Source organism: Pseudomonas sp. GW460-12-10-14-TSB1, assembly GCF_017349775.1.
GTDB classification, from domain to species: domain Bacteria; phylum Pseudomonadota; class Gammaproteobacteria; order Pseudomonadales; family Pseudomonadaceae; genus Aquipseudomonas; species Aquipseudomonas piscium.
In genome coordinates, this window is sequence record NZ_JACNAC010000001.1 from 13,788 (window position 1) to 39,394 (window position 25,607).

At 62.8% G+C, this 25,607-nt stretch carries 18 protein-coding genes; 12 read left to right on the plus strand and 6 right to left on the minus strand.

Features of this window, described 5'->3' with window-relative positions; all coding sequences use genetic code 11:
- Positions 1 to 60: 60 nt before the first annotated feature.
- The 5 genes from hslU to J4D52_RS00110 form a co-directional block, all read right to left on the minus strand.
- Positions 61 to 1,401, minus strand: coding sequence for an ATP-dependent protease ATPase subunit HslU (hslU, locus tag J4D52_RS00090; RefSeq protein WP_025808205.1), 1,341 nt, complete (start codon positions 1,399 to 1,401; stop codon positions 61 to 63).
- A 57-nt stretch (positions 1,402 to 1,458) separates the two neighbouring features.
- Complete coding sequence (gene hslV / locus J4D52_RS00095; RefSeq protein ID WP_025808204.1) at positions 1,459 to 1,989, minus strand: ATP-dependent protease subunit HslV; 531 nt, start codon at positions 1,987 to 1,989, stop codon at positions 1,459 to 1,461.
- Positions 1,990 to 2,200: 211 nt separating this feature from the next.
- A complete protein-coding gene (locus J4D52_RS00100) occupies positions 2,201 to 2,920 on the minus strand; it encodes an SPOR domain-containing protein (protein WP_025808203.1) in 720 nt (239 codons plus the stop codon).
- 1 nt (position 2,921) lies between these two features.
- Entirely contained in the window at positions 2,922 to 4,658 is a 1,737-nt protein-coding gene (gene argS / locus J4D52_RS00105; protein WP_063427894.1) for an arginine--tRNA ligase, read from the minus strand.
- Positions 4,659 to 4,849: 191 nt separating this feature from the next.
- Entirely contained in the window at positions 4,850 to 7,069 is a 2,220-nt protein-coding gene (locus J4D52_RS00110) for a primosomal protein N' (protein WP_063427896.1), read from the minus strand.
- 169 nt (positions 7,070 to 7,238) lie between these two features.
- On the opposite strand from J4D52_RS00110, the gene rpmE reads away from it, so the two are divergent.
- The 3 genes from rpmE (at position 7,239) to J4D52_RS00125 (ending at position 9,734) form a co-directional block, all read left to right on the plus strand.
- Positions 7,239 to 7,457, plus strand: coding sequence for a 50S ribosomal protein L31 (gene rpmE / locus J4D52_RS00115; protein WP_009046593.1), 219 nt, complete (start codon positions 7,239 to 7,241; stop codon positions 7,455 to 7,457).
- Positions 7,458 to 7,498: 41 nt separating this feature from the next.
- Positions 7,499 to 8,281 carry a thermonuclease family protein gene (locus J4D52_RS00120; protein ID WP_063427898.1) on the plus strand — a complete coding sequence of 261 codons (783 nt, stop codon included), beginning with the start codon at positions 7,499 to 7,501 and terminating at the stop codon, positions 8,279 to 8,281.
- 184 nt (positions 8,282 to 8,465) lie between these two features.
- Positions 8,466 to 9,734: a malic enzyme-like NAD(P)-binding protein gene (locus J4D52_RS00125; protein WP_025808196.1), complete on the plus strand. Its 1,269-nt coding sequence runs from the start codon at positions 8,466 to 8,468 to the stop codon at positions 9,732 to 9,734.
- A 182-nt stretch (positions 9,735 to 9,916) separates the two neighbouring features.
- On the opposite strand, the gene J4D52_RS00130 is transcribed toward J4D52_RS00125, so the two are convergent.
- Positions 9,917 to 12,352: a penicillin-binding protein 1A gene (locus J4D52_RS00130; protein ID WP_164485792.1), complete on the minus strand. Its 2,436-nt coding sequence runs from the start codon at positions 12,350 to 12,352 to the stop codon at positions 9,917 to 9,919.
- Positions 12,353 to 12,568: 216 nt separating this feature from the next.
- On the opposite strand from J4D52_RS00130, the gene J4D52_RS00135 reads away from it, so the two are divergent.
- The 9 genes from J4D52_RS00135 (at position 12,569) to gltB (ending at position 25,579) form a co-directional block, all read left to right on the plus strand.
- A complete protein-coding gene (locus J4D52_RS00135) occupies positions 12,569 to 13,621 on the plus strand; it encodes a pilus assembly protein PilM (RefSeq protein ID WP_063427902.1) in 1,053 nt (350 codons plus the stop codon).
- A complete protein-coding gene (locus J4D52_RS00140) occupies positions 13,621 to 14,187 on the plus strand; it encodes a PilN domain-containing protein (protein WP_025808191.1) in 567 nt (188 codons plus the stop codon). The genes J4D52_RS00135 and J4D52_RS00140 overlap by 1 nt, the downstream gene beginning before the upstream one ends.
- Positions 14,184 to 14,801, plus strand: coding sequence for a type 4a pilus biogenesis protein PilO (locus tag J4D52_RS00145; protein WP_063427904.1), 618 nt, complete (start codon positions 14,184 to 14,186; stop codon positions 14,799 to 14,801). Before J4D52_RS00140 ends, J4D52_RS00145 begins: the two co-directional genes overlap by 4 nt.
- A complete protein-coding gene (locus J4D52_RS00150) occupies positions 14,798 to 15,325 on the plus strand; it encodes a pilus assembly protein PilP (RefSeq protein WP_102675915.1) in 528 nt (175 codons plus the stop codon). Before J4D52_RS00145 ends, J4D52_RS00150 begins: the two co-directional genes overlap by 4 nt.
- A gap of 13 nt (positions 15,326 to 15,338) precedes the next feature.
- Positions 15,339 to 17,411 carry a type IV pilus secretin PilQ gene (gene pilQ / locus J4D52_RS00155; protein ID WP_063427909.1) on the plus strand — a complete coding sequence of 691 codons (2,073 nt, stop codon included), beginning with the start codon at positions 15,339 to 15,341 and terminating at the stop codon, positions 17,409 to 17,411.
- 4 nt (positions 17,412 to 17,415) lie between these two features.
- On the plus strand, positions 17,416 to 17,934 hold the full coding sequence (gene aroK / locus J4D52_RS00160; protein WP_009041824.1) for a shikimate kinase AroK: 519 nt from the start codon (positions 17,416 to 17,418) through the stop codon (positions 17,932 to 17,934).
- A gap of 148 nt (positions 17,935 to 18,082) precedes the next feature.
- Positions 18,083 to 19,183 carry a 3-dehydroquinate synthase gene (aroB, locus tag J4D52_RS00165; RefSeq protein WP_102675916.1) on the plus strand — a complete coding sequence of 367 codons (1,101 nt, stop codon included), beginning with the start codon at positions 18,083 to 18,085 and terminating at the stop codon, positions 19,181 to 19,183.
- 10 nt (positions 19,184 to 19,193) lie between these two features.
- Positions 19,194 to 20,783 carry an SPOR domain-containing protein gene (locus J4D52_RS00170; RefSeq protein ID WP_063427912.1) on the plus strand — a complete coding sequence of 530 codons (1,590 nt, stop codon included), beginning with the start codon at positions 19,194 to 19,196 and terminating at the stop codon, positions 20,781 to 20,783.
- Positions 20,784 to 21,133: 350 nt separating this feature from the next.
- A complete protein-coding gene (gltB, locus tag J4D52_RS00175) occupies positions 21,134 to 25,579 on the plus strand; it encodes a glutamate synthase large subunit (RefSeq protein ID WP_063427914.1) in 4,446 nt (1,481 codons plus the stop codon).
- Positions 25,580 to 25,607 lie beyond the last annotated feature (28 nt).

Sequence of the window (25,607 nt, forward strand, 5' to 3'; positions counted from 1 at the left end):
CCGTCTGTACAAGGAATCCCCACGGCAGCGAGCAAGCTCGCGGCCGTGGGGACGTGCTCGTTACAGGATATAACGGGACAGGTCTTCGTTCTGCGCCAATTCGCCCAGGTGGCTGTTGACGTAGGCGGCGTCGATGCGGATCGGCTCTTCGTTGTGGGCGCTGGCCAGATCGCCGGCGCTGAACGACACCTCTTCGAGCAAGCGCTCGAGCAGGGTGTGCAGGCGACGGGCACCGATGTTCTCGGTCTTCTCGTTGACCTGCCAGGCGATCTCCGCCAGGCGCTTGATACCGTCCGCCTGGAACTCGATGACCAGGCCTTCGGTTTTCAGCAGCTCGCGGTATTGCTCGGTCAGGGAGGCGTGAGGCTCGCTGAGAATGCGCTCGAAGTCTTCCGGCGACAGCGCCTTGAGTTCGACGCGGATCGGCAGGCGGCCTTGCAGCTCGGGCACCAGGTCGCTCGGCTTGCTCAGATGGAACGCGCCGGAAGCGATGAACAGGATGTGGTCGGTCTTGACCATGCCCAGCTTGGTGTTGACGGTGCAGCCTTCGATCAGCGGCAGCAGGTCGCGCTGCACGCCTTCGCGAGAGACGTCGACGCCACCGGAGTTGCCACGCTTGGCAACCTTGTCGATTTCGTCGATGAACACGATGCCGTGCTGTTCGACCGCTTCCAGGGCCTTGGCCTTGAGTTCTTCATCGTTGACCAGGCGGCTGGCTTCTTCATCGCGAATCAGCTTGAGCGCGTCCTTGATCTTGAGCTTGCGGTTCTTGCGCTGGCCTTTGCCCATGTTGGCGAAGAGGCTCTGCAGCTGGTTGGTCATCTCTTCCATGCCCGGTGGAGCCGAGATGTCGACGCCGCTGATTTCAGCCACTTCGATCTCGATTTCCTTGTCGTCCAGCTGGCCTTCGCGCAGGCGCTTGCGGAACAGCTGGCGGGTGTTGGAGTCCTGGGCCGGGGCGGCGTCCTCGTTGCTGAAACCCATGCGCGCCGGTGGCAGCAGGGCGTCGAGGATGCGTTCTTCGGCAGCGTCTTCGGCGCGGTGGCGGACGCGGGTCATTTCCTGTTCGCGGAACAGTTTGATCGCAGCGTCGGCCAGGTCGCGGATGATGGATTCAACGTCACGGCCGACATAACCGACTTCGGTGAACTTGGTCGCTTCGACCTTGATGAACGGAGCGTTGGCCAGCTTGGCCAGGCGCCGGGCGATCTCGGTCTTGCCGACGCCGGTCGGGCCGATCATCAGGATGTTCTTCGGGGTCACTTCGACACGCAGCTCTTCAGGCAGCTGCATGCGGCGCCAGCGGTTACGCAGCGCGATGGCGACGGCGCGCTTGGCATCGTCCTGGCCGATGATATGGCGGTTGAGTTCGTGGACGATTTCGCGGGGAGTCATGGGCATAGTAATTGGCGGTCCTCAAGCAAGAATGAATGCCGTGGCGCGATGGCCGAAACAGGCTTATTCCGCGAGATCCTGCTCCTCAATGGTCTGGGTGTGGTTGGTGAATACGCAGATGTCGGCGGCGATGCCCAAGGCGGTTTCGACGATTTCGCGGGCCGACAGGTCGGTTTTCTTCAGCAGGGCGCTGGCCGCGGCCTGGGCGTAGGCGCCGCCGGAACCCATGGCGATCAGGCCGTCTTCCGGCTCGACCACGTCACCGTTGCCGGTGATGATCAAGGATGCGTCCTTGTTGGCGACCGCGAGCATGGCTTCGAGGCGGCTGAGGGAGCGGTCGGTGCGCCATTCTTTGGCCAGTTCGACGGCGGCGCGTACCAGATGCCCCTGATGCTTCTCCAGCTGGCCTTCGAAACGTTCGAACAGGGTGAAGGCGTCAGCCGTGGCCCCGGCAAAGCCGGCGATGACCTGGCCGTGATACAGGCGACGAACCTTTTTCGCGTTGCCTTTCATCACGGTGTTGCCGAGGGAAACCTGGCCGTCGCCGCCCATGACGACTTTGCCGTGGCGGCGGACTGAAACGATGGTGGTCAAGGGGAGAGTCTCCACGCTGCGGGGCGAAAATGCCCTGATGGAAACTCATATGGGGGTGACGTGGGGTTTTTCAACTGCAGCGGGGGCTGTGGGACGAGTGGTCTTTGCTGTTGGGGGAGGCGGTGCCAGTGAGGACGCCATCGCGAGCAAGCTCGCTCCTACAGGTTTGGCACAGGCCTTGTAGGAGCGAGCTTGCTCGCGATCAGCCGCTTTAGCGGCTCTGGCGCTGTTGTAACAGCAGGTTGCTGAAACCGGCGCCGGACAATTGCTTCTGCGCGGTGGTCAGCTGTTCGCGGTTGCTGAACGGGCCCACCAGTACGCGGTACCAGGTCTCGTCCTTGACGGTGCCGGACTCGACGGACACCGATTGCCCCAGCAGGATGATCTGCGCGCGGACCTTGTCGGCATCGGCCTGCTTGCGGAACGAACCGGCCTGCAGGAAGAACTTGGTCACCGGCGCGGCCTTCGCCACCTGCGCCACCGGTGGCGCGGGCGGCGGGGTGATACCGGCCAGGGCTGCCTGGGCCCGTGCGGTGTCGATCTTCGCCGCTTCCGCCGGGGTCACCGGCGTGGTCGGAACCACTGGCGCGGTCTGCGGCGTTGGCAGGGTTTTTTCCGGCACGGCTTCCGGCGGCACTATCACTTCCGATTCCGGCAACAGGGTGTAGAAGTCGTATTTCGGCTTCACCGGTTGCTGCGGACTCGGCGGGGTCTTGTTGGCCTCGGCGATCTTGGTGGTTTTCTGTTGCTCCAGCCGCTCGCGCTTGACGCTGTCACCGCCCTTGCCTGGCTCCAGCTTCATCAGGAACACGATGAAGGCACCCACGGCCAGACCGATGGCCATCCACAACCAACCCGGGATCGGTTGCTTTGCAGGAGCTTGGTAACGGCTGGCGCCACGCTTGGGTGCAGGTTTCTTCTTGGCAGCCAACTTACATTTGCTCCAGAACTTTCAGGCCCAGCAACTCCAGACCTTGCTTGAGGGTACGACGGGTCAGCTCGGTGAGGCGCAAGCGGCTCTGCATCTGCGTCGGCGATTCGGCACTGAGGATCGGGCAGTTCTCGTAGAAGCTGGAGAACAGCCCGGCCACGTCGTACAGGTAGGTGCACAGGATGTGCGGCGTACCCTTGTCGGCCACACCGTTCAGCACTTCGCCGAACTGCGCCAGCTTGGCCGCCAGTTCCAGCTCATGGGCGGCTTCGAGGGTGATCTGGCCCTGTACTTCGCTGAAGTCCTTGCCCAGCTTGCGGAACACACCGGCGGCGCGGGTGTAGGCGTACAGCAGGTAAGGCGCGGTGTTGCCTTCGAAGTTCAGCATCAGGTCGAAGTTGAAGCTGTAGTCGCTGGTGCGGTGCTTGGACAGGTCGGCGTATTTCACCGAGTCGATGCCCACTACCTTGGCGATGTTGCGCAGATCGGTCTCGGCCAGTTCCGGGTTCTTTTCCTTGACCAGGCTGTAGGCGCGCTCCTCGGCTTCGGTCAGCAGGTCGATCAGCTTCACGGTGCCGCCATCGCGGGTCTTGAACGGACGGCCGTCGGCGCCGTTCATGGTGCCGAAGCCCATGTGTTCCATTTCCATCGGATGGGTCACGAAGCCGGCCTTGCGGGCCACTGCGAACACTTGCTGGAAGTGCAGGGCCTGACGCTGGTCGACGAAGTACAGCGCGCGGTCGGCCTTGAGCTTGCCGCTGCGGTAGCGCACGGCGGCCAGGTCGGTGGTGGCGTACAGGTAGCCGCCATCGGCCTTGACGATGATCACCGGCAGCGGCTCGCCTTCGGCGTTCTTGAACTCGTCGAGGAACACGCACTGGGCGCCGTTGCTCTCGACCAGCAGGCCCTTGGCCTTGAGATCGTTGACCACATTGATCAGGTCGTCGTTGTAGGCGCTTTCGCCCATCACGTCGGCCATGGTCAGTTTGACGTTCAGCAGTTCGTAGATCTTCTGGCAGTGGGACAGGGAGATGTCCTTGAACTTGGTCCACAGCTCCAGGCAGTCCGCGTCACCGGCCTGCAGCTTGACCACCAGACCGCGGGCGCGGTCAGCGAACTCTTCGGATTCGTCGAAGCGCTGCTTGGCGGCGCGGTAGAAGTTCTCCAGGTCCGACAGTTCGTCGCTGGTGATCGGGTTTTCCTGCAGGTAGGCCATCAGCATGCCGAACTGGGTGCCCCAGTCGCCGACGTGGTTCTGACGGATCACGGTATCGCCGAGGAACTCCAGGACCCGTGCCACGCCGTCGCCAATGATGGTCGAGCGCAGGTGGCCGACGTGCATCTCTTTGGCCAGGTTCGGTGCCGACAGGTCGACCACGGTGCGCTGTAACGCGCCGGCCTTGCGCACGCCGAGGTGGGCGTCGGCCAGGGCGGCGTCCAGGCGGGTGGCCAGGGCCTGGGTGTTCTGGAAGAAGTTGATGAAGCCGGGGCCGGCGATCTCGGCCTTGCTGACCTGCTCGTCGGCGGGCAGGGCGGCGATGATTTTTTCCGCCAGGTCGCGTGGTTTCATGCCGGCCGGCTTGGCCAGCATCATGGCGATGTTGCTGGCGAAGTCGCCGTGGGTCTTGTCGCGGGAGTTTTCTACCTGGATCGCCGGCGTCAGGCCTTCTGGCAACACACCTTCGGTGACGAGTTGGGTGATGGCTTGCTGGATGAGCTGGCGAATGGTGTCTTTCATGGTCTTCTCTTTCAACCGCTGGCGCGGCGGCGCTTCGATGCGCAGGTGGAAAAACTGGGCATTATCCGTTGCGAAGACGGGCTTGCCAACTATAGCGGGCCGCTTGTGGATATGCGGTGGCTATTCGGGCCATATCGCGGGCAAGCCTCGCTCCTGCAGAAGCGTGCTGGCCCGAGATGGCGGTTTTTCTATCAATACAGGTCCACAGGGTCAACATCCAGCGACCAGCGTACCTGGCGCCCGCTGGGCATCTGTTCCAGCACCAGCAGCCAGTGACTCAGCAGCTTGTGCAGCGGCGCCCGGGCATTGGCCTGTAACAGCAGTTGCGCGCGGTAACGCCCGGCCCGACGCTCCATGGGCGCCGGTACCGGTCCCAGCAACTCGATGCCGCCCAGGTTCATCTGGGCCAGCAAACGCTCGGCCTCGCTGCAGGCTTCGTCGAGGAAACCTTCGGCCTGCCCCGGCTTGTGGGCCTCGGCGCGCAGCAGCGCCAGATGGGCGAACGGCGGCAGGCCGGCGGCGCGTCGTTCGCTCAAGGCCTGTTCGGCAAAGGCGAAGTAGCCCTGTTCGGTCAGCTGCACCAGCAGCGGATGGTCGGCCAGGTGAGTCTGGATGATCACCTTGCCCGGCTCTTCGGCCCGCCCGGCCCGGCCGGCGACTTGGACGATCAACTGCGCCATGCGTTCGCTGGCGCGGAAGTCGCCGGAGAACAGGCCGCCGTCGGCATCGAGGATCGAGACCAGGGTCACCCGCGGGAAGTGGTGCCCCTTGGCGAGCATCTGGGTGCCGACGAGGATGCAGGGCTGGCCCTTCTGGATGGTGGCGAACAACTGGTTCATCGCGTCCTTGCGCGAAGTGCTGTCGCGGTCGACCCGCAGTACCGGGTAGTCCGGGAACAGGATCGCCAGCCGTTCTTCGGCGCGCTCGGTACCGGCGCCGACCGGGCGCAGGTCGACCTTGCCGCATTTCGGGCAATGCCGCGGCACGCGTTCGGAGTGACCGCAATGGTGGCAGCGCAGCTCGCCGTAGCGTTGGTGCACGGTCATTCGCGCGTCGCAGCGTTCGCACTCGGACATCCAGCCGCAGTCGTGGCACAGCAGGGTCGGCGCGAAGCCGCGGCGGTTGAGGAACACCAGCACCTGCTGGCCTGCCGCCAGGGTTTGACCGATGGCTTGTTGCATGGGGCCGGAAATGCCGCTGTCCAATGGTCGGCTTTTCACGTCCAGGCGCAGGAAGCGCGGCTGCTTGGCGCCGCCGGCCCGCTCGTTCAGGCGCAACAGGCCATAGCGGCCGGTGTAGGCGTTGTGCAGGCTTTCCATCGACGGGGTGGCGGAGCCCAGCACGATGGGGATGTTTTCCTGGCGGGCGCGGACCAGGGCCAGGTCGCGGGCGTGGTAGCGCAGGCCTTCCTGCTGTTTATAGGAGCCGTCGTGCTCTTCATCGATGATGATCAGCCCGGGGTTCTTCATCGGCGTGAACAGCGCCGAGCGGGTGCCGATAATAATGTCGGCCTCGCCGTCGCGGGCTGCCAGCCAGGCATCCAGGCGCTCGCGGTCGTTGACCGCCGAGTGCAGCAGGGCGATGCGTGCATTGAAGCGTTGCTCGAAGCGCGCCAGGGTTTGCGGACCGAGGTTGATTTCCGGGATCAGCACCAGCGCTTGCTTGCCGGCTTCCAGGGTTTCGCGGATCAGTTGCAGATAGACCTCGGTCTTGCCGCTGCCGGTGACCCCGGCCAGCAGGAAGGCGTGATAGCTGTCGAAGCCGGAGCGGATCGCCTCATAGGCGGCGCGCTGTTCGCTGTTGAGCGGCAGTTCCGGCTGGGCCAGCCAATGTTCGTGGCGTTCGCCCGGGGCGTGCCGGCGGACTTCCACCTGTACCAGGTCCTTGGCCAGCAACAGGTCCAGGCTGTCCTTGCTCAGCATCAGCTTGCTTAGCAACTGATGGGCGACGCCGTGAGGGTGCTGGGCCAGGGTCGCCAGGGCTTCGCGCTGGCGCGGGGCGCGGGCGATGCGTGGGTCGTCGAGGCGGGCGCCAGGGCTGACCGACCAGAAGCGTTCCTGCCGGGCCTCGGCCGGTTCGCCCTGGCGTAGCAGGACCGGGAGCGCCCAGCTTAGGGTGTCGCCGAGGCTGTGCTGGTAGTACTGCGCGGTCCACAGGCACAGCTTGAACAGCGCGGGCGGCAGCGGTGGGGTGGCGTCCAGCAGGGCCAAGGCCGGTTTGAGTTTCTCGGCGGGGACTTCGCTGCTGTCCGTGACTTCGACCAGGATGCCAATCATCTCCCGGCGACCGAACGGCACTCGCAGGCGCATGCCCGGATGCAACCGGGCACGCAGTACGCCGGCAGGGGCTCGGTAATCGAACAGGCGGCGCAGGGGCGAGGGCAGGGCGAGGCGCAAAATGGCGTCGGGCACGCGGGGAAATCTCATTGAACAGGCGCTGAAGAAGGCCCGGAGCCTAGCAGACGGTCGGTGCGAGGGACAGCTTGCGTGATTGCAAAGGTCTGGTAGAATCCGCGGCCTAATTACGTGCGGTATTCAACAATAGTGTTGGGTGGCGGCACGCTAGCCTGAGGAAGACACCATGAAAGCCGATATCCATCCAGAATACCCAGCAGTTGCCGTAACCTGCAGCTGCGGCAACAAGTTCGAAACTCGTTCGACCTACGCTAAGCCGCTGGCGATCGACGTTTGCAACGAGTGCCACCCGTTCTACACCGGTAAGCAGAAGACTCTGGATACCGGCGGCCGCGTTCAGAAGTTCGCCGACCGTTTCGGCGCTTTCGGCGCGAAAAAGGCCTAAGGCTGATCGGTCTGGAAAGCTGTTTCAGCTTCTCCTCGCTGATGAAAAAGGCGTCCCTTGCGGGCGCCTTTTTTATGTCCGCGATTTGGCTCTCCAGTGCCCAGGCATTCTGCCCGGCGCCGGTTGGGCTGGCCTCCGTGCAGGTCCAGCGGGTGGTCGATGGCGACACCTTGCGCCTCACCGATGGCCGCAGCGTGCGCATGATTGGCCTCAATGCGCCGGAACTGGGTAAAAAAGGCCGCACCGACGAGCCCTTCGCGGTTGCCGCCCGCCAGCGCCTGCAGGCACTGGTGAAGGCCAGCAACGGCCGGGTTGGCCTGCTCCCCGGTCGGGAAAGCAAAGATCACTATGGGCGGACCCTGGCCCATGTCTATGGCGCCGATGGCGCCAACCTTGAAGCGCAATTGCTTGCCGAAGGCCTGGGATATCAGGTGGCGGTAGCGCCGAACGTCGATTTGTTCAGCTGTCAGCAAGCCGCCGAGAGTAGCGCTCGTCAGGCCCGGCTGGGGCTGTGGCGGCAATCGTCTGTACTGAAAGCAGATCAGATAAAGACCTCCGGGTTTGCGCTGCTCAGTGGCCGGGTGAGCAAGGTGCAACGCAATCGGGGCGGCGTCTGGATCGAATTGCAGGATTCGGTTGTATTGCGCATTGCACCCAATCTGCTTGGCCAATTCGATGTTGCGCAGCTGGATCGCCTGCCGGGGCAGCAGATCGAGGCACGCGGCTGGGTGCTCGACCGTTCACGCAAGGGCGGTTTGAAATCGGGTCAGGCACGCTGGATGTTGCCATTGACCCATCCCGGAATGTTCCAGCTGGTTCAATAAATAAAAAATTGTAGACATTTTTTATTTGGATTGTGAACAGTCCACCCCTTGTGTTCCGTGGCTCTTGGCCCAAAGTCGTAGCCCGCGGGCCTTGACAGGGGTGACTGGTCAGTCTTGTAGGGACTTTGCGACACGCGTATCCTCGGCGGTCCGTCTGTCCAACAGTAAAAAGCGGAATGCCCACATGTCTGATCTGAAAACTGCCGCTCTCGAATATCACGCCAATCCCCGTCCAGGGAAACTGAGTGTCGAGCTCACCAAGGCCACCGCTACCGCCCGCGACCTGTCGCTGGCCTACAGCCCCGGCGTAGCCGAACCAGTACGCGAAATCGCCCGCGATCCTGAACTGGCCTACAAATACACCGGCAAGGGCAACCTGGTTGCAGTCATTTCTGATGGCACCGCGATTCTCGGCCTGGGTAACCTCGGCCCTCTGGCTTCCAAGCCGGTAATGGAAGGCAAGGGTGTGCTGTTCAAGCGCTTCGCCGGCATCGACGTATTCGACATCGAAGTCGACTCCGAAAGCCCGCAAGCCTTCATCGACACCGTCAAGCGCATCTCCATCACCTTCGGTGGCATCAACCTGGAAGACATCAAGGCGCCAGAGTGCTTCGAGATCGAGCGCGCCCTGATCGAACAGTGCGACATTCCGGTATTCCACGATGACCAGCACGGTACCGCTATCGTAACCGCGGCCGGCATGATCAACGCCCTGGAAATCGCTGGCAAAACCCTGCCGGACGCGAAGATCGTCTGCCTGGGCGCCGGTGCTGCGGCCATCTCCTGCATGAAGCTGCTGGTGAGCATGGGCGCGCGGATCGAAAACATCTTCATGGTCGACCGTACCGGCGTGATCCACTCCGGCCGCGACGACCTGAACCAGTACAAGGCGGTCTTCGCCCACACCACCGACAAGCGCACCCTGGCTGACGCCCTGAAAGGTGCAGACGTGTTCGTTGGCCTGTCCGGTCCGAACCTGCTGAGCGCCGAAGGCCTGAGCTCCATGGCTGCCAACCCGATCGTGTTCGCTTGCTCGAACCCTGATCCGGAAATCGCCCCGGAGCTGGCGCACGCCACCCGTAGCGACGTGATCATGGCCACCGGCCGTTCGGACTACCCGAACCAGGTCAACAACGTGCTGGGCTTCCCGTTCATCTTCCGCGGTGCCCTGGACGTTCGCGCCAAGCGCATCAACGAAGAAATGAAAGTGGCCGCGGCCAACGCCCTGCGCGAACTGGCCAAGCTGCCGGTGCCTCAGGAAGTGTGCGACGCCTACGGCGGCATCAAGCTGGAATTCGGCCGTGAGTACATCATTCCGAAGCCAATGGATGCCCGTCTGATCACCGTGATCTCCGACGCCGTGGCCAAGGCCGCGATCGAGACCGGCGTGGCGACCCTGCCGTATCCGAAGAACTACCCGCTGAAAAGCGTGGATGACGTGTTCAACGGCTAAGCCGAAGACGCGTTGAACAAAAAAGCCCCGGCTCGTGAGAGTCGGGGCTTTTTTGTGGGTATTGCCGTAGATCGGAGTGATCCATGGCGGCCTCATCGCGGGCAAGCCTCGCTCCTACAGTAGGAGCGAGCGGGCGGCGATCCGACTTGCCCGCGATTGGCTGTGCTGCGGTTATCAGGCGGTCAGAACAGATCGATCGGCGCTGACTCGTCTGCCGGCAGCGGGCTGCCAGGCGCGTAGCCATTGCCCAATTCGTTGACCGAAGGCGGTGTGTCTTCGCTCTTGAACAGTTCGAAGTAGGCGTTCGGCGTGCCCGGTGTCGCGGCGCGGCCGCTGACCGGATCGACCCGCAGGCTGAGAATGCCTTCCGGCTCGGCCTGGGTATGGGCTGGCTTGTCCTTGAGGGCGGCGCCCATGTAGTTCATCCAGATCGGCAGGGCCACAGTGCCGCCGTATTCGCGGCGGCCCAGGCTTTCCGGCTGGTCGAAACCGGTCCAGACCGTGGTCACGTAGTCGGCGTTGTAGCCGGAGAACCAGGCGTCCTTGGATTCGTTGGTGGTCCCGGTCTTGCCGGCCAGGTCGGTGCGGCCCAGGGCCAGGGCGCGCCGCCCGGTACCGAGCTTGATCACGTCTTCCAGCATGCTGTTGAGGATGTAGGTGGTGCGGCCGTCGATGATGCGTTCGGCCACCGCGGGCGCCTGCACGGGGGCCTGGCTCGGGGTTTCGCCAGGGACGCTGTTCACCGTGAAGCTCTGTTCTGTCGGTACCGCGATCCCGCTGCTGGCCGTGTCGCCAGCCGGTACGCTCGGCGGGTTGGCGGTGAACAGGGTTTCGCCGTTGCGGCTTTCGATCTTGTCGATGATGTACGGCGTGACCTTGTAGCCGCCGTTGGCGAACACGCTCCAGCCGGTGGCGATTTCCATCGGGGTCAGGGTCGCGGTGCCCAGGGCCAGCGACAGGTTGCGCGGCAGGTCCTGTTTGTTGAAGCCGAACTTGCTGATGTAGTCGATGGTGCGATCCACGCCCAGGCTTTGCAGGAGGCGGATCGAAACCAGGTTGCGCGACTTGTACAGCGCCTCGCGCATGCGGATCGGGCCGAGGAAGGTGTTGGTGTCGTTTTTCGGACGCCAGACCTTGTCCAGGTACTCGTCGACGAACACGATCGGTGCATCGTTCACCAGGCTGGCGGCGGTGTAGCCATTGTCCAGCGCGGCGCTATAGACGAACGGCTTGAAGCTCGAACCGGGTTGGCGCTTGGCCTGCAGCGCCCGGTTGTAGTTGCTCTGCTCGAAGGCGAAACCGCCCACCAGCGAGCGAATGGCACCGTTTTGCGGATCGAGGGACACCAGCGCGCCTTGGACGACCGGGATCTGGCGGAACTTGAGCGAGTTGTCCGCCTGGCGCTGCACGCGAATCAGGTCGCCGACCTGGGCGACATCACTCGGCTGCTTGGGCGCTGCGCCCATGCTGTTGGTGTTCAGGAACGGGCGCGCCCATTTCATGCTGTCCCAGCCCACGTGCTCTTCGCCGGTGCGGGTCAGTACCTGCAGGCCATTCTTGTCGACCTGGGTGACGATCGCCGGCTCCAGGCCGCTGATGCTGCGCTGCTTGGTCAGTTCCTGGGCCCAGGCGGCGTGGGTCTTACCGGGCAGGCGCGATTCGGGGCCGCGGTAGCCATGGCGCTGGTCGTAGGTGATCAGACCTTCATGGACGGCGGTGTTGGCCAGTTCCTGCAGGTCGCTCGGGACCGTGGTGGTGACGCGGAAACCTTCGGTGTAGGCGTCGCTGCCATAACGGCCGACCATCTCGGCACGGGCCATTTCGGCGATGTATGGCGCGCTCACTTCCGGCGTCGGTACGTGATAGCTGGCATTCAAGGGTTCGGCTACGGCGGCCTGGTAATCGGCCTCGCTGATCTTGCCGAGCTTGTACATGCGCCCGAGGATCCAGTCGCGACGCTCCTTGCTGCGCGCCGGGTTGGCCAGCGGGTTGAAGCGCGACGGGGCCTTCGGCAGGCCGGCGATCATGGCCATCTGCGCCAGGCTGACATCGCGAATCGACTTGCCGTAGTACACCTGCGCCGCGGCCTCGATGCCGTAGGCGCGGTTACCCAGGTAGATCTTGTTGACGTACAGCTCGAGGATCTCGTCCTTGGTCAGTTGGCGCTCGATTTGCAGGGCCAGGAGGATCTCGGTGGTCTTGCGCGAGAAGCTGCGTTCGCTGCTCAGGAAGAAGTTCTTCGCCACCTGCATGGTGATGGTGCTGCCGCCGGACTGGATGTGCCCGCTCTTGACCAGTTGGGTCGCGGCCCGCATCAGGCTGCTGGGATCGACGCCGTAGTGGTTGGCGAAATTGTCGTCTTCAGCACTTAGTAACGCATTGATGAAGTTGGGGGGAATGTCGGCGAAACGGATCGGAGTACGGCGCATTTCGCCAAATTCTGCGATCAACTTGCCGTCGCTGCTGTACACCCGCAGGGGAATCTGCAACTGGATACTTCTGAGCGCCTCTACCGACGGTAACCCAGGACTAAGATAGAGAAACGCGCCGGAGAGAGCGAGGAGCAGCCCGCAGAACACAGCGACGATGGACCACCCGAAAAACTTCAGCAGACGAATCAAGGCTTTTGGATTTCCAGAGAAAGGAATGAATTAGGCGTCAGGTATTCACAGTCAGGAATCGGCTCACGCAGCAGATAAATCGCGGAAAAATCGCTGGGCATTATAAGCATTTTTCCGTCGAGGGCGTCATTTGCCCGTCTGTCAAGACGTGGTGATTGAACGCAATGGATATTCCAGAGTCCGTAAGTCACGGATAGTCATAGGGAATTGGTAGTGCTAGGACTCTTCAGCAAAAAGGCGAGTTCCCTTCTGGGGATCGATATCAGCTCCACCTCGGTCAAGCTTCTTGAGTTGAGCCGGGCCGGCAACCGCTTTCGGGTCGAGGCCTATGGGGTGGAGCCGTTGCCGGCCAACGCCGTGGTCGAAAAAAACATCGTCGAGCCCGAAGGGGTGGGGCATGCCCTGTCTCGCCTGCTGGCCAGGGCCCGGCCGGGGGCGAAGCATGCGGCGCTGGCGATGGCCGGCTCGGCGGTGATCAGCAAGGTCATCGAGATGGAGGCCGGACTTTCCGATGACGATCGGGAGAGCCAGCTCAAGGTCGACGCCGACCAGTACATTCCCTATCCACTGGACGAGGCGGCCATCGATTTCGACGTCCTCGGCTATTCGGCGCGCAATCCCGAGCGGGTCGATGTGCTGTTGGCGGCCTGCCGCAAGGAACACATCGAAGTTCGCGAGGCGGCGCTCGAAATGGCGGGATTGACGGCGCGGGTGGTGGACCTGGAAGCCTGCGCGCTGGAGCGGTCGTTCGCCCTGGCGGCCGGGTCATCGGTTGCCCGGGCCGTGGCGCTGATCGATATCGGCGCCACCCTGACCACCCTGAGCGTTGTGCATGAAGGGCAGATCATCTATTCCCGCGAGCAGTTGTTTGGCGGGTACCAGTTGACCGAGCACATCCAGCGTCGCTACAGGCTGTCGAAAGAAGAGGCCGGCCTGGCGAAAAAGCAGGGCGGCCTGCCGGACGACTACGCCAGTGAGGTGCTGCAACCCTTTCAGGAGGCGGTGGTACAGCAGGTTTCGCGCTCGTTGCAGCTTTTCCAGGCCTCCGGCCCGCAGCGCCAGGTCGATTCCATCCTGTTGGCGGGCGGCAGCGCCTCGGTTCCGGGGCTTGCGCCGTTGATCGAGCAGCGCCTGGGCTTGCCCGTGCTGATCGCCAACCCCTTCGCTGGCATGAGCATTGGCGGCAAGGTCGATGCCGCGGCCCTGGCCAGCGAGGCTCCGTCCCTGATGATCGCCTGTGGCCTGGCCTTGCGGAGTTTCGACTGATGGCGCGGATCAATCTTCTTCCTTGGCGCGAGGCGCGGCGTGAACAGCGGCGTCGGCACTTTCTCCTGGCCCTGGCGGCAGCTGCGGCGGTGGCCTTGGGCGCACTGTTTGCGGGCGACAGGATCATCGACCGGGCGATCGACAGGCAACTGGCGCGCAACAACCACGTAGGGGCACAGATCACCTTGCTCGATCAGCGAATCGCCAAGATCGGCGAACTGAAGCTGCATCGCGAGCAACTGGTGGAGCGGATGAAGATCATCCAGGACCTGCAAGGCAATCGTTCTACCAGTGCGCGGGTGTTCGACCAGTTGGCCCGCACCCTGCCGGACGGGGTGTATTTCACCGATGTGAGGATGAGCGGGCAGACCCTCTCCATCACCGGGGCGGCCGAATCGAACCATCGTGTTTCGGACCTGATGCGCAACCTGGACGCCTCCGCCTGGTTCGACGCGCCGAGCCTCACGGAGGTCAAGGCCGCCGGGGCGGACAACGCCGACCAGGTCAATGTGTTTCAACTGACCGTCCATCAGACCCGGCCCGCCATGGGCGAGGGCGGGCAATGAGCCTGTCCGGCGGGTGGGCGCAAATGCGCCGGATCGATCTCGGCGAGCTGGAAATGAGCAACATGGGGGCGTGGCCGGCGCTGGTCAAAGGCGTGATCGCGGCGCTGGTCATGCTGCTGGTGCTGGCCCTCGGCTACAACCTGTACCTCAAGGATCTGTTGCTGCAACTCGACCAGCGCCGGGCGGACGAGGCTGTGCTGAAACAGCAGTTCGCCAGCAAGGCGCGCCTGGTGGCCAACCTGGGGCCCTACACCGAACAGATGAAGGCCATGGAAACCGCCTTTGACCTCATGCTGCGTCAGCTGCCCAGCGATACCGAAGTGCCAGGCCTGCTTGAGGACATCAGTCGCACCGGGCTTGGCAGCGGGCTGGAATTCGAAGAGATCAAGTTGTTGCCGGAGCTGGTCCAGCCGTTTTACGTCGAATTGCCAATCCAGATCACGGTCACCGGTGGCTATCACGAGCTGGCGACTTTCGTCAGCGGCGTGGCCGGTTTGCCGCGAATCGTCACCCTGCATGATTTCGAGATCAAACCGGTCACGCCGGAAGTCGGTCCCAAGCTGCGCATGAACATTCTGGCCCGGACTTACCGCTACAAGGTGCCCCGTCCATGAAGCGCCTTCGCGGCTTGTCGCTTGGGCTGATCCTTGTCGGGTTGGCCGGTTGTGGCGGCGATGACGACTTCGGCGATCTTGATGCCTACATGAACGAGGTGCGGTTACGGCCGCCGGGTGAGATTGAACCAATGCCGGCATTCGGGTCTTACCCAACGTTCACCTATAACGCCGCACCCTTGCGCAGCCCGTTTCAGCCTGCGGTCCGGGTGGACCTGGCGGGGCGCCTGGCAGGCTCGCCCGCGGTCAAGCCGGATCCGAACCGCAGCAAGCAGTATCTCGAGGGCTTCAGCATCGAGCAGTTCGAGATGGTGGGCACTCTTTCCAATGCCTCCGGCTTCTTTGCGCTGTTGCGCGGTGCCGGTGGCGTGCATCGGCTGAAGGTCGGCGACTACCTGGGGCGTAACGATGGGCGGATTGTCGCGATCAGCGATTCACAGGTCGAGGTGGTCGAGATTGTTCCCGATGGAGCGGGAGCGTGGCTGGAGCGACCACGGACCATTCCATTAAAAGAACACACATAGTGGAACTCGCATCATGAACAGGATCTTTTCAGCCTTCGGTATTGCGCTATGGATGGCGCTGCTTTCACCGATGGCCATGGCGGCCAGCCTCAAGGCCCTGGATGTCGCGGCACTGCCGGGGGATCGCCTGGAGTTGAAACTCACCTTCGATGGCCCGGTGCCCGAGCCGCGGGGTTATACCACCGACCAGCCGGCGCGGATTGCCCTCGATCTGCCGGGTGTCGTCAGCCAGCTGGCGAACAAGAGCCGCGATCTGGGCAATGGCAATGCGCGCAGCGTGACGGTGGTCGAATCGGGGCAGCGTACCCGGGTGGTGGTCAACCTGGTCGCGCTGGCGCCCTACAGCACCCGGGTCGCCGGCAATCAGCTGTTTGTGGTGATCGGCCAGGGGGCGACGGCGGCGCAGAGTGCACCGGGGCTGCCTGCTGTCGCGTCCGGGCCGGCCAAGGCCGCGGCTTCCGCGGGGCGGTCGATTCGTAGCGTGGATTTCCAGCGCGGCGAGCAGGGCGAGGGCAATGTACTGATCGACCTCTCCGATTCGGGAATGAGCCCGGATATACAGGAGCGCGACGGCAAGCTCGTCCTCGCCTTCGCCAAGGCCCGCCTGCCAGAGCCCTTGCGGGTCAGGCTCGACGTCAAGGATTTCGCCACGCCGGTGCAGTTCGTCAGTGCCCGGGCGGAGACCGGCAAGGCCATCATCACCATCGAACCTGGCGGCACCTTCGATTACTCGACCTACCAGACGGACAACAAGCTTACGGTGAGCGTCAGGCCGATGACCTCGGGCGATCTGCAGAAGCGCAACGTCGAGCGCTCGGCCTACAACGGCGAAAAGCTCTCGCTGAACTTCCAGGACATCGAGGTTCGCTCGGTGCTGCAACTGATCGCCGACTTCACCAACCTCAACCTGGTGGCCAGCGATACGGTGCAGGGCGGCATTACCTTGCGCCTGCAGAATGTGCCGTGGGACCAGGCTCTCGATCTGGTGCTCAAGACCAAGGGGCTGGACAAGCGCCAGGTGGGTAATGTGTTGCTGGTGGCGCCGGCCGATGAAATCGCCGCTCGCGAACGCCAGGAGCTGGAGTCACAGAAGCAGATAGCCGACCTGGAGCCGCTGCGGCGCGAACTGCTACAGGTCAACTACGCCAAGGCCGCGGAAATCGCCAAGTTGTTCCAGTCGGTCACCCGCGCCGAGGACAAGTCCGATGAGCGTGGTTCGATCACCGTCGATGAACGGACCAACAACATCATTGCCTACCAGACCCGGGAGCGCCTGGACGAGCTGCGGCGGATTGTCAGCCAGCTGGATATCCCGGTGCGCCAGGTGATGATCGAGGCACGGATCGTCGAGGCCAACGTCGACTACGACAAAAGCCTGGGCGTGCGCTGGGGCGGTTCGATCCAGAACCAGGGCAACTGGAATGCCTCGGGAGTCAGCAACGGCACCAACGGCTCTTCCACCATAGGCACGCCGGGCAGTACCAGCAGCAATTCACCCTTCGTCGACCTGGGCACCACCGCCAATACCTCCGGCCTGGGTATCGCCTTCATCACCGACAACGTGTTGCTGGACCTTGAACTGACGGCCATGGAAAAGACCGGTAACGGTGAAATCGTCTCCCAGCCCAAGGTCGTCACGTCCGACAAGGAGACGGCGAAGATCCTCAAGGGCACGGAAATCCCTTATCAGGAAGCGGCCTCCAGCGGAGCGACCTCGGTGTCCTTCAAGGAGGCCTCGCTGTCCCTGGAGGTGACGCCGCAAATTACCCCGGATAATCGCATCATCATGGAGGTCAAGGTCACCAAGGACGAGCCGGACTACCTGAACAAGGTCCAGGACGTGCCGCCGATCAAGAAAAACGAGGTCAACGCCAAGGTCCTGATCAACGACGGAGAAACCATCGTTATCGGTGGGGTTTTCTCCAATACGCAAAGCAAGGTTGTAGATAAGGTGCCATTTCTCGGCGATGTGCCGTATCTTGGCCGACTTTTCCGGCGTGACGTGGTGTCGGAGAAAAAATCCGAGCTGCTGGTATTTCTCACTCCGCGTATCATGAACAACCAGGCGATTGCTGTGAGTCATTGATTCTGTGCGAAATTTGATTCTTGTTGGGCCAATGGGGGCTGGAAAAAGCACCATTGGTCGCTTGCTGGCCAAAGAGCTGCGTCTGCCATTCAAAGATTCCGATAAGGAAATTGAGTTGCGCACGGGCGCCAATATCCCGTGGATCTTCGATAAGGAAGGCGAACCGGGCTTTCGTGATCGGGAACAGGCCATGATCGCCGAGCTGTGCTCCGCCGATGGCGTGGTCCTGGCGACCGGCGGCGGCGCGGTGATGCGTGAAGCCAACCGTCTGGCGCTGCATGCCGGGGGGCGCGTGGTCTATCTGCATGCCTCGGTGGAGCAGCAGGTCGGTCGTACCGCCCGGGATCGCAATCGGCCGCTGCTGCGCACGGCCGATCCGGCGAAGACCCTGCGGGACCTGTTGGCGATTCGCGATCCGCTTTATCGGGAAATCGCTGACCTGGTGGTTGAAACCGATGAACGGCCACCGCGCATGGTGGTGCTGGACATACTGGACCGCCTGCAGCAACTGCCTCCCCGTTAATGCGCAGCGCGAAATGCGCTATCCTCGGCGCCTTGCCATGATCGCTTGCGGTTGTGGCGCATGGCTATTGCGCGGCGTCAGAAAGCCAGGCGATGCCAGTCGTTAACGTAAGGCAGGACACCAGCTTCCATCTTCACTGTGGGGACACATGCAGACACTTAAGGTCGATCTAGGCGAGCGCAGCTACCCGATTCATATTGGCGAAGGTTTGTTGGACTGGCCCGAGTTGCTGGTTCCCCACATCGCCGGGCGGCAAGTGGCGATCGTTTCCAATGAAACCGTAGCGCCGCTGTACCTTGAGCGTCTGAAACGCAGCCTTGCGCAGTTCTCGGTGATCTCGGTAGTTCTGCCCGACGGCGAAGCGTTCAAGAACTGGGAAACCCTGCAGCTCATTTTCGATGGCCTGCTGGCCGCGCGGCACGACCGCCGGACCACGATCATCGCCCTCGGTGGCGGTGTGATCGGCGACATGGCCGGTTTTGCCGCGGCCTGCTACCAGCGCGGCGTCGATTTCATCCAGATTCCTACCACCTTGCTGTCCCAGGTCGATTCGTCGGTGGGTGGCAAGACCGGTATCAACCATCCGCTGGGCAAAAACATGGTCGGCGCCTTCTATCAGCCGAACGTGGTGCTGATCGATACCGCCTCGCTCAATACCCTGCCGGCTCGCGAGCTGTCGGCTGGCCTGGCGGAAGTCATCAAGTACGGTCTGATCTGCGACGAGCCCTTCCTTACCTGGCTCGAAGACAACGTCGACCGCTTGCGAGCCCTGGACCAGCAGGCGCTGACCTACGCCATCGAACGCTCCTGCGCGGCCAAGGCGGCCGTGGTCGGCGCCGACGAGCGTGAGTCCGGCGTACGCGCCACGCTGAACCTGGGGCATACCTTCGGCCACGCCATCGAAACCCACATGGGCTATGGTGTCTGGCTGCATGGTGAAGCGGTCGCTGCTGGCACCGTAATGGCGCTGGAGATGTCCGCACGCCTTGGCTGGATCACCGCCGAGGAGCGTGACCGCGGTATTCGCCTGTTCCAGCGCGCAGGCTTGCCGGTCATTCCGCCCGAGGAAATGACCGAAGCGGATTTTCTCGAACACATGGCAATTGACAAGAAAGTGATCGATGGTCGTTTGCGTCTGGTGCTGTTGCGCCGCATGGGCGAAGCCGTAGTGACCGACGATTATCCGAAAGAGGTTTTACAGGCCACGCTGGGAGCGGATTACCGCGCCCTGGCTCAGCTTAAAGGTTAATAAGATCCCCATGACTAGTTTGCATGCCGACGAGGCCTTCCTCGGCCATTATCAGTTGAGCCATGACCCTTTCGCTCCACGGGTGCCTGGCTTCAAGTTTTTCCCTGCCCAGCGCAAGCCGGTGCTGGGGCAGCTGCACCACCTGGCGCGCTACAGCCAACTGCTGCTGGTGGTGACCGGCCCGCAGGGCAGCGGCAAGACGCTGCTGCGCCAGGCGCTGGTCGCCAGCACCAACAAACAGTCGGTACAGAGCGTGGTGGTTTCCGCCCGTGGTGCAGGCGACGCGGCAGGTGTGCTGCGGCAGGTAGCCCAGGCGCTGAACGTCGAGCAGGCCGAGATCGGCCCGATCCTGGCGCAAGTGGTGCAACTGGCGCTGACCGGCCAGGAAGTCTATCTGCTGGTGGATGACGCCGAGCAGCTCGACGAGTCGGCGCTCGAGGCGCTGCTGGCGCTCGCGGCTGGCGCACCGGAAGGTCGTCCGCACGTGTTCCTGTTCGGCGAGTCGTCGCTGATTGCCGGCCTGGAGCTGCTGAGCGCGGAAGAAGAGCGCTTCCATGTCATCGAACTGCAGCCCTACACCGAAGAAGAAACCCGTGAATACCTGGCGCAGCGTCTCGAAGGCGCAGGGCGCGGTATCGAACTTTTCTCCGCGGATCAGATCAGTGATATTCACGAAGGCTCCGATGGCTGGCCTGGCAACATCAACCAGGTCGCCCGGGATGCAATGATCGAAGCCATGATTGCCAGCCGCTTAGCGGTCAAGCGTCCAAGTATGGGGTTCAATATGCCGAAGAAACACGTATTGGCGATATCCGCAGTCGTAGTGGTAGCCGTTGCCGCTGCCTGGCTGATGCCGGGTCGCAGCAAGGCACCAAGTACTGCTGGTGCGCCAGCGAACGAACAGGCCCAGCTGCCACTGGGCCAGACGCCGCAACCGAACAGCAATGGCAGCCCGGCTGTCGAGTTCGCCGGTTCTTCCCAGCCAATGCCGCTGCCATTGGTCGGCCAATCGCAACCGGTGATGCGCGGCCCTCTGGCTGAAGCGGCCGGTGGGATCACCGAGGGTGACGATGGCGTACCGGTGGAAGGCTCCAGCGCCACGCCGCCGACCGTGACCACCATCGCGCCGCCAGCGGGCGTGCCGGCCGGCCCGGCGCCGACCCCTGAGGCTCGTCCGACCCCAGCACCGACCCAGGTCGCTGCCGCCAAGCCGGCTCCGGTGGTCAAGCCTGCTCCTGCTCCGGTCAGCAAGCCGGCTGCACCGGCTGCCAAGCCAGTCGAGAAGCCTGTCACCGTGGCCAAGGCCGCTACCGGCGGTAGCTGGTACGCCGGTCAGGCGCCAGGCAACTACGTCGTGCAGATCCTTGGCACCAGTTCCGAAGCCACGGCGCAGAACTTCGTCAAGGAGCAGGGCGCTCAGTACCGTTATTTCAAGAAAGTCCTCAACGGCAAACCGCTGTATGTGATCACTTATGGCAGCTTCAGCAGCCGTGATGCAGCCGTTACCGCTATCAAGGCCTTGCCAGCGAAGGTTCAGGCTGGTAAACCTTGGCCTCGCACTGTCGCCAGCGTCCAACAGGAACTGGCAGCAACTCGCTGAAGATTCGGCGGCCTTACCCAGGCCGCCTCTCCCAGCACCTCAAAAAAATCCGCATGCGCATGCTGCCTTCAAGGCCGCGTGCCTTGTGGTGTCTGCGTCACAGTAGCTTTTGAGTCGTCGCGGTCCGAACTAAAAAAGTTTTGACTAGCACAGCATATCGCTTTAAACCTTTCATGAATGCGACATAGATTTGCGACATTTCGTCGTCAAATTTGTGGGCGTCTATGTCGGTGTGTACAATGACCTCCCTTTTGCCCCCGCAAAGCCGGCGTACGTTCGGCGTGGATGGTAACTGGTTGAATTGAAAAGAAATTTGTCTCGATAAGAGGCAGCCTGGTGAGAAAGTGTCTATGAAAGCAGGTCTGTACCAACCAGATGAATTCAAGGATAACTGCGGTTTCGGTCTGATAGCCCATATGCAGGGCGAACCCAGTCATACCCTTTTGCAAACGGCCATCGAGGCCCTGACCTGCATGACCCACCGCGGTGGGATCAACGCGGACGGCAAGACCGGCGACGGTTGCGGTCTGCTGATTCAGAAGCCTGACGCGTTCCTGCGAGCCATTGCCCAGGAAACCTTCAGTGTCGAATTGCCCAAGCAATATGCCGTGGGCATGGTCTTCTTCAACCAGGATCCGGCCAAGGCCGAAGCCGCTCGCGAGAACATGAACCGCGAGATCCTGGCCGAAGGCCTGCAACTGATCGGCTGGCGCAAAGTGCCGATCGATACCAGCGTTCTCGGCCGCCTGGCCCTGGAGCGCCTGCCGCAGATCGAACAGATCTACATTGGCGGTGAAGGCCTGAGCGATCAGGACATGGCGGTCAAGCTGTTCAGTGCCCGTCGTCGTTCGTCGGTGGCCAACGCCGCCGATACCGACCACTACATCTGCAGCTTTTCCCACAAGACCATCATCTATAAAGGCCTGATGATGCCGGCCGACCTGGCCGCCTTCTATCCGGACCTGGGTGACCCGCGCCTGCAAACCGCGATCTGCGTGTTCCACCAGCGCTTCTCCACCAACACCCTGCCGAAATGGCCGCTGGCGCAGCCGTTCCGCTTCCTCGCCCACAACGGCGAGATCAACACCATCACCGGCAACCGTAACTGGGCCCAGGCCCGGCGCACCAAGTTCACCAACGATCTGATGGATCTGGAAGAACTCGGCCCGCTGGTCAACCGCGTGGGTTCCGACTCCTCGAGCATGGACAACATGCTGGAGCTGATGGTCACCGGTGGCATCGACCTGTTCCGTGGCGTGCGGATGATCATTCCGCCAGCGTGGCAGAACGTCGAAACCATGGACGCCGACCTGCGCGCGTTCTACGAATACAACTCGATGCACATGGAGCCGTGGGACGGTCCCGCAGGCGTGGTCATGACCGACGGCCGCTACGCCGTCTGCCTGCTCGACCGTAACGGCCTGCGCCCGGCGCGCTGGGTCACCACCAAGAACGGCTTCATCACCCTGGCTTCGGAAATCGGCGTCTGGAACTACCAGCCCGAAGACGTGATCGCCAAGGGCCGGGTCGGCCCGGGCCAGATCTTCGCCGTGGACACCGAAACCGGGCAGATCCTCGATACCGACGCTATCGACAACCGCCTGAAGTCTCGTCATCCGTACAAGCAATGGCTGCGCAAGAATGCCCTGCGCATCCAGGCGACCATGGAAGATAACGACCACGGTTCGGCGTTCTACGACGTCGACCAGCTCAAGCAGTACATGAAGATGTACCAGGTCACCTTCGAGGAGCGTGATCAGGTGCTGCGTCCTCTGGGCGAGCAAGGCTACGAGGCGGTCGGCTCCATGGGCGACGACACGCCGATGGCCGTGCTGTCCCAGCGTGTGCGCACGCCGTACGACTACTTCCGCCAACAGTTCGCCCAGGTCACCAACCCGCCGATCGACCCGCTGCGCGAAGCTATCGTCATGTCCCTGGAGATCTGCCTCGGTGCCGAGCGCAACATCTTCCAGGAATCGCCTGAGCACGCTTCCCGCGTGATCCTCAGCTCGCCAGTGATCTCGCCCGCCAAGTGGCGCTCGCTGATGAACCTCGACCGTCCGGGCTTCGAGCGTCAGGTCATTGACCTGAACTACGACGAAAGCCTCGGCCTGGAAGCGGCGATCCGCAACGTGGCCGACCAGGCCGAAGAAGCCGTGCGCGCCGGTCGCACCCAGATCGTGCTCAGCGACCGCCATATCGCCCCGGGCAAGTTGCCGATCCACGCTTCCCTGGCCACCGGCGCGGTGCACCACCGCCTGACCGAGAAGGGCCTGCGCTGCGACTCCAACATCCTGGTGGAAACCGCCACCGCACGCGATCCGCATCACTTCGCGGTGCTGATCGGTTTCGGCGCCTCGGCGGTCTATCCGTTCCTGGCCTACGAAGTGCTGGGCGACCTGATCCGTACCGGTGAAGTGCTGGGCGACCTCTACGAGGTGTTCAAGAACTATCGCAAGGGCATCACCAAGGGCCTGCTGAAGATCCTGTCGAAGATGGGCATCTCGACCATCGCGTCCTACCGCGGTGCGCAGCTGTTCGAGGCCATCGGCCTGTCCGAGGAAGTCTGCGAGCTGAGCTTCCGTGGCGTGCCGAGCCGCATCAAGGGCGCGCGTTTCGTCGACATTGAAGCCGAGCAGAAAGCCCTGGCGACCGAAGCCTGGAGCCCGCGCAAGCCGATCCAGCAAGGCGGCCTGCTGAAGTTCGTCCACGGTGGCGAATACCACGCCTACAACCCGGACGTGGTCAACACCCTGCAAGCCGCCGTGCAGCAGGGTGACTACGCCAAGTTCAAGGAATACACCGCGCTGGTGGATAACCGCCCGGTGTCGATGATCCGCGACCTGTTCAAGGTGAAGACCCTGGACACGCCGATGGACATCAGCGAAGTCGAGCCGCTGGAATCGATCCTCAAGCGTTTCGACTCCGCCGGTATCTCCTTGGGCGCGCTGTCGCCGGAAGCCCACGAAGCCCTGGCCGAAGCCATGAACCGCCTGGGCGCGCGTTCCAACTCCGGCGAAGGCGGCGAAGACCCGGCGCGCTACGGCACCATCAAGAGCTCGAAGATCAAGCAGGTGGCCACCGGCCGTTTCGGCGTGACCCCGGAATACCTGGTCAACGCTGAAGTGCTGCAGATCAAGGTGGCCCAGGGCGCCAAGCCCGGTGAAGGCGGCCAACTGCCTGGCGGCAAGGTCAACGGCCTGATCGCCAAGCTGCGTTACGCGGTACCTGGCGTGACCCTGATTTCGCCACCGCCGCACCACGACATCTATTCCATCGAAGACTTGTCGCAACTGATCTTCGATCTGAAGCAGGTCAACCCGCAGGCGCTGGTCTCGGTAAAACTGGTGGCGGAAGCCGGCGTTGGCACCATCGCCGCTGGCGTGGCCAAGGCCTATGCCGACCTGATCACCATCTCCGGCTACGACGGTGGTACCGGCGCCTCGCCGCTGACCTCGATCAAGTACGCCGGTGCGCCGTGGGAACTGGGCCTGGCGGAAACCCACCAGACCCTGCGCGGCAACGACTTGCGCGGCAAGGTCCGGGTGCAGACCGACGGCGGCCTGAAAACCGGCCTCGACGTGATCAAGGCGGCAATCCTCGGCGCCGAAAGCTTCGGCTTCGGCACCGCGCCGATGATTGCCCTGGGTTGCAAATACCTGCGTATCTGCCATCTGAACAACTGCGCCACCGGCGTCGCAACTCAGAATGAGAAGCTGCGCAAGGACCACTACATCGGTACCGTGGAAATGGTGGTGAACTTCTTCACCTACGTCGCCGAAGAAACCCGTGAGTGGCTGGCCAAGCTGGGCGTGCGTTCGCTGGAAGAGCTGATCGGTCGCACCGATCTCTTGGAAATCCTCGAAGGCCAGACCGCCAAGCAGCATCACCTAGACCTGACCCCGCTGCTGGGCAGTGACCATATTCCGGCGGACAAGCCGCAGTTCTGCCAGGTCGATCGCAATCCGCCGTTCGACCAGGGCCTGCTGGCCGAGAAAATGGTCGCCATGGCCCTGCCTGCGATCAACGACCTCAGCGGTGCCGAGTTCGCGCTCGACATCTGCAACTGCGACCGTTCCATCGGTGCGCGGATCTCCGGCGAAATCGCCAAGGTCCACGGCAACCAGGGCATGGCCAAGGCGCCGATCACCTTCCGCTTCAAGGGCACTGCCGGTCAGAGCTTTGGTGTGTGGAACGCCGGCGGCCTGAACCTCTACCTCGAAGGCGACGCCAACGACTACGTGGGCAAGGGTATGACCGGCGGCAAGCTGGTGATAGTTCCGCCGAAAGGTAGCGCCTACAAGACTCAGGACAGTGCGATTATCGGCAACACCTGCCTGTACGGCGCCACAGGCGGCAAGCTGTTCGCCGCCGGCACCGCGGGCGAGCGTTTCGCCGTGCGTAACTCCGGTGCCCACACCGTGGTGGAAGGCACTGGCGATCACTGCTGCGAATACATGACCGGTGGTTTCGTCTGCGTGCTGGGCAAGACCGGTTACAACTTCGGCTCAGGCATGACCGGCGGTTTCGCCTACGTGCTCGACCAGGACAACACCTTCGTTGACCGGGTCAACCACGAGCTGGTGGAAATCCAGCGGATCAGCGGCGAAGCGATGGAAGCCTATCGCAGCCACCTGCAGCGCGTGCTGGACGAATACGTCGAGGAAACCGGTAGCGAGTGGGGCCGTAACCTGGCCGAGAACCTCGATGACTACCTGCGTCGTTTCTGGTTGGTCAAGCCGAAGGCTGCCAGCTTGAAATCGTTGCTTTCCAGCACCCGTGCCAACCCGCAGTGATATGCGCCTGAAGAGTTTGATGAGGTTT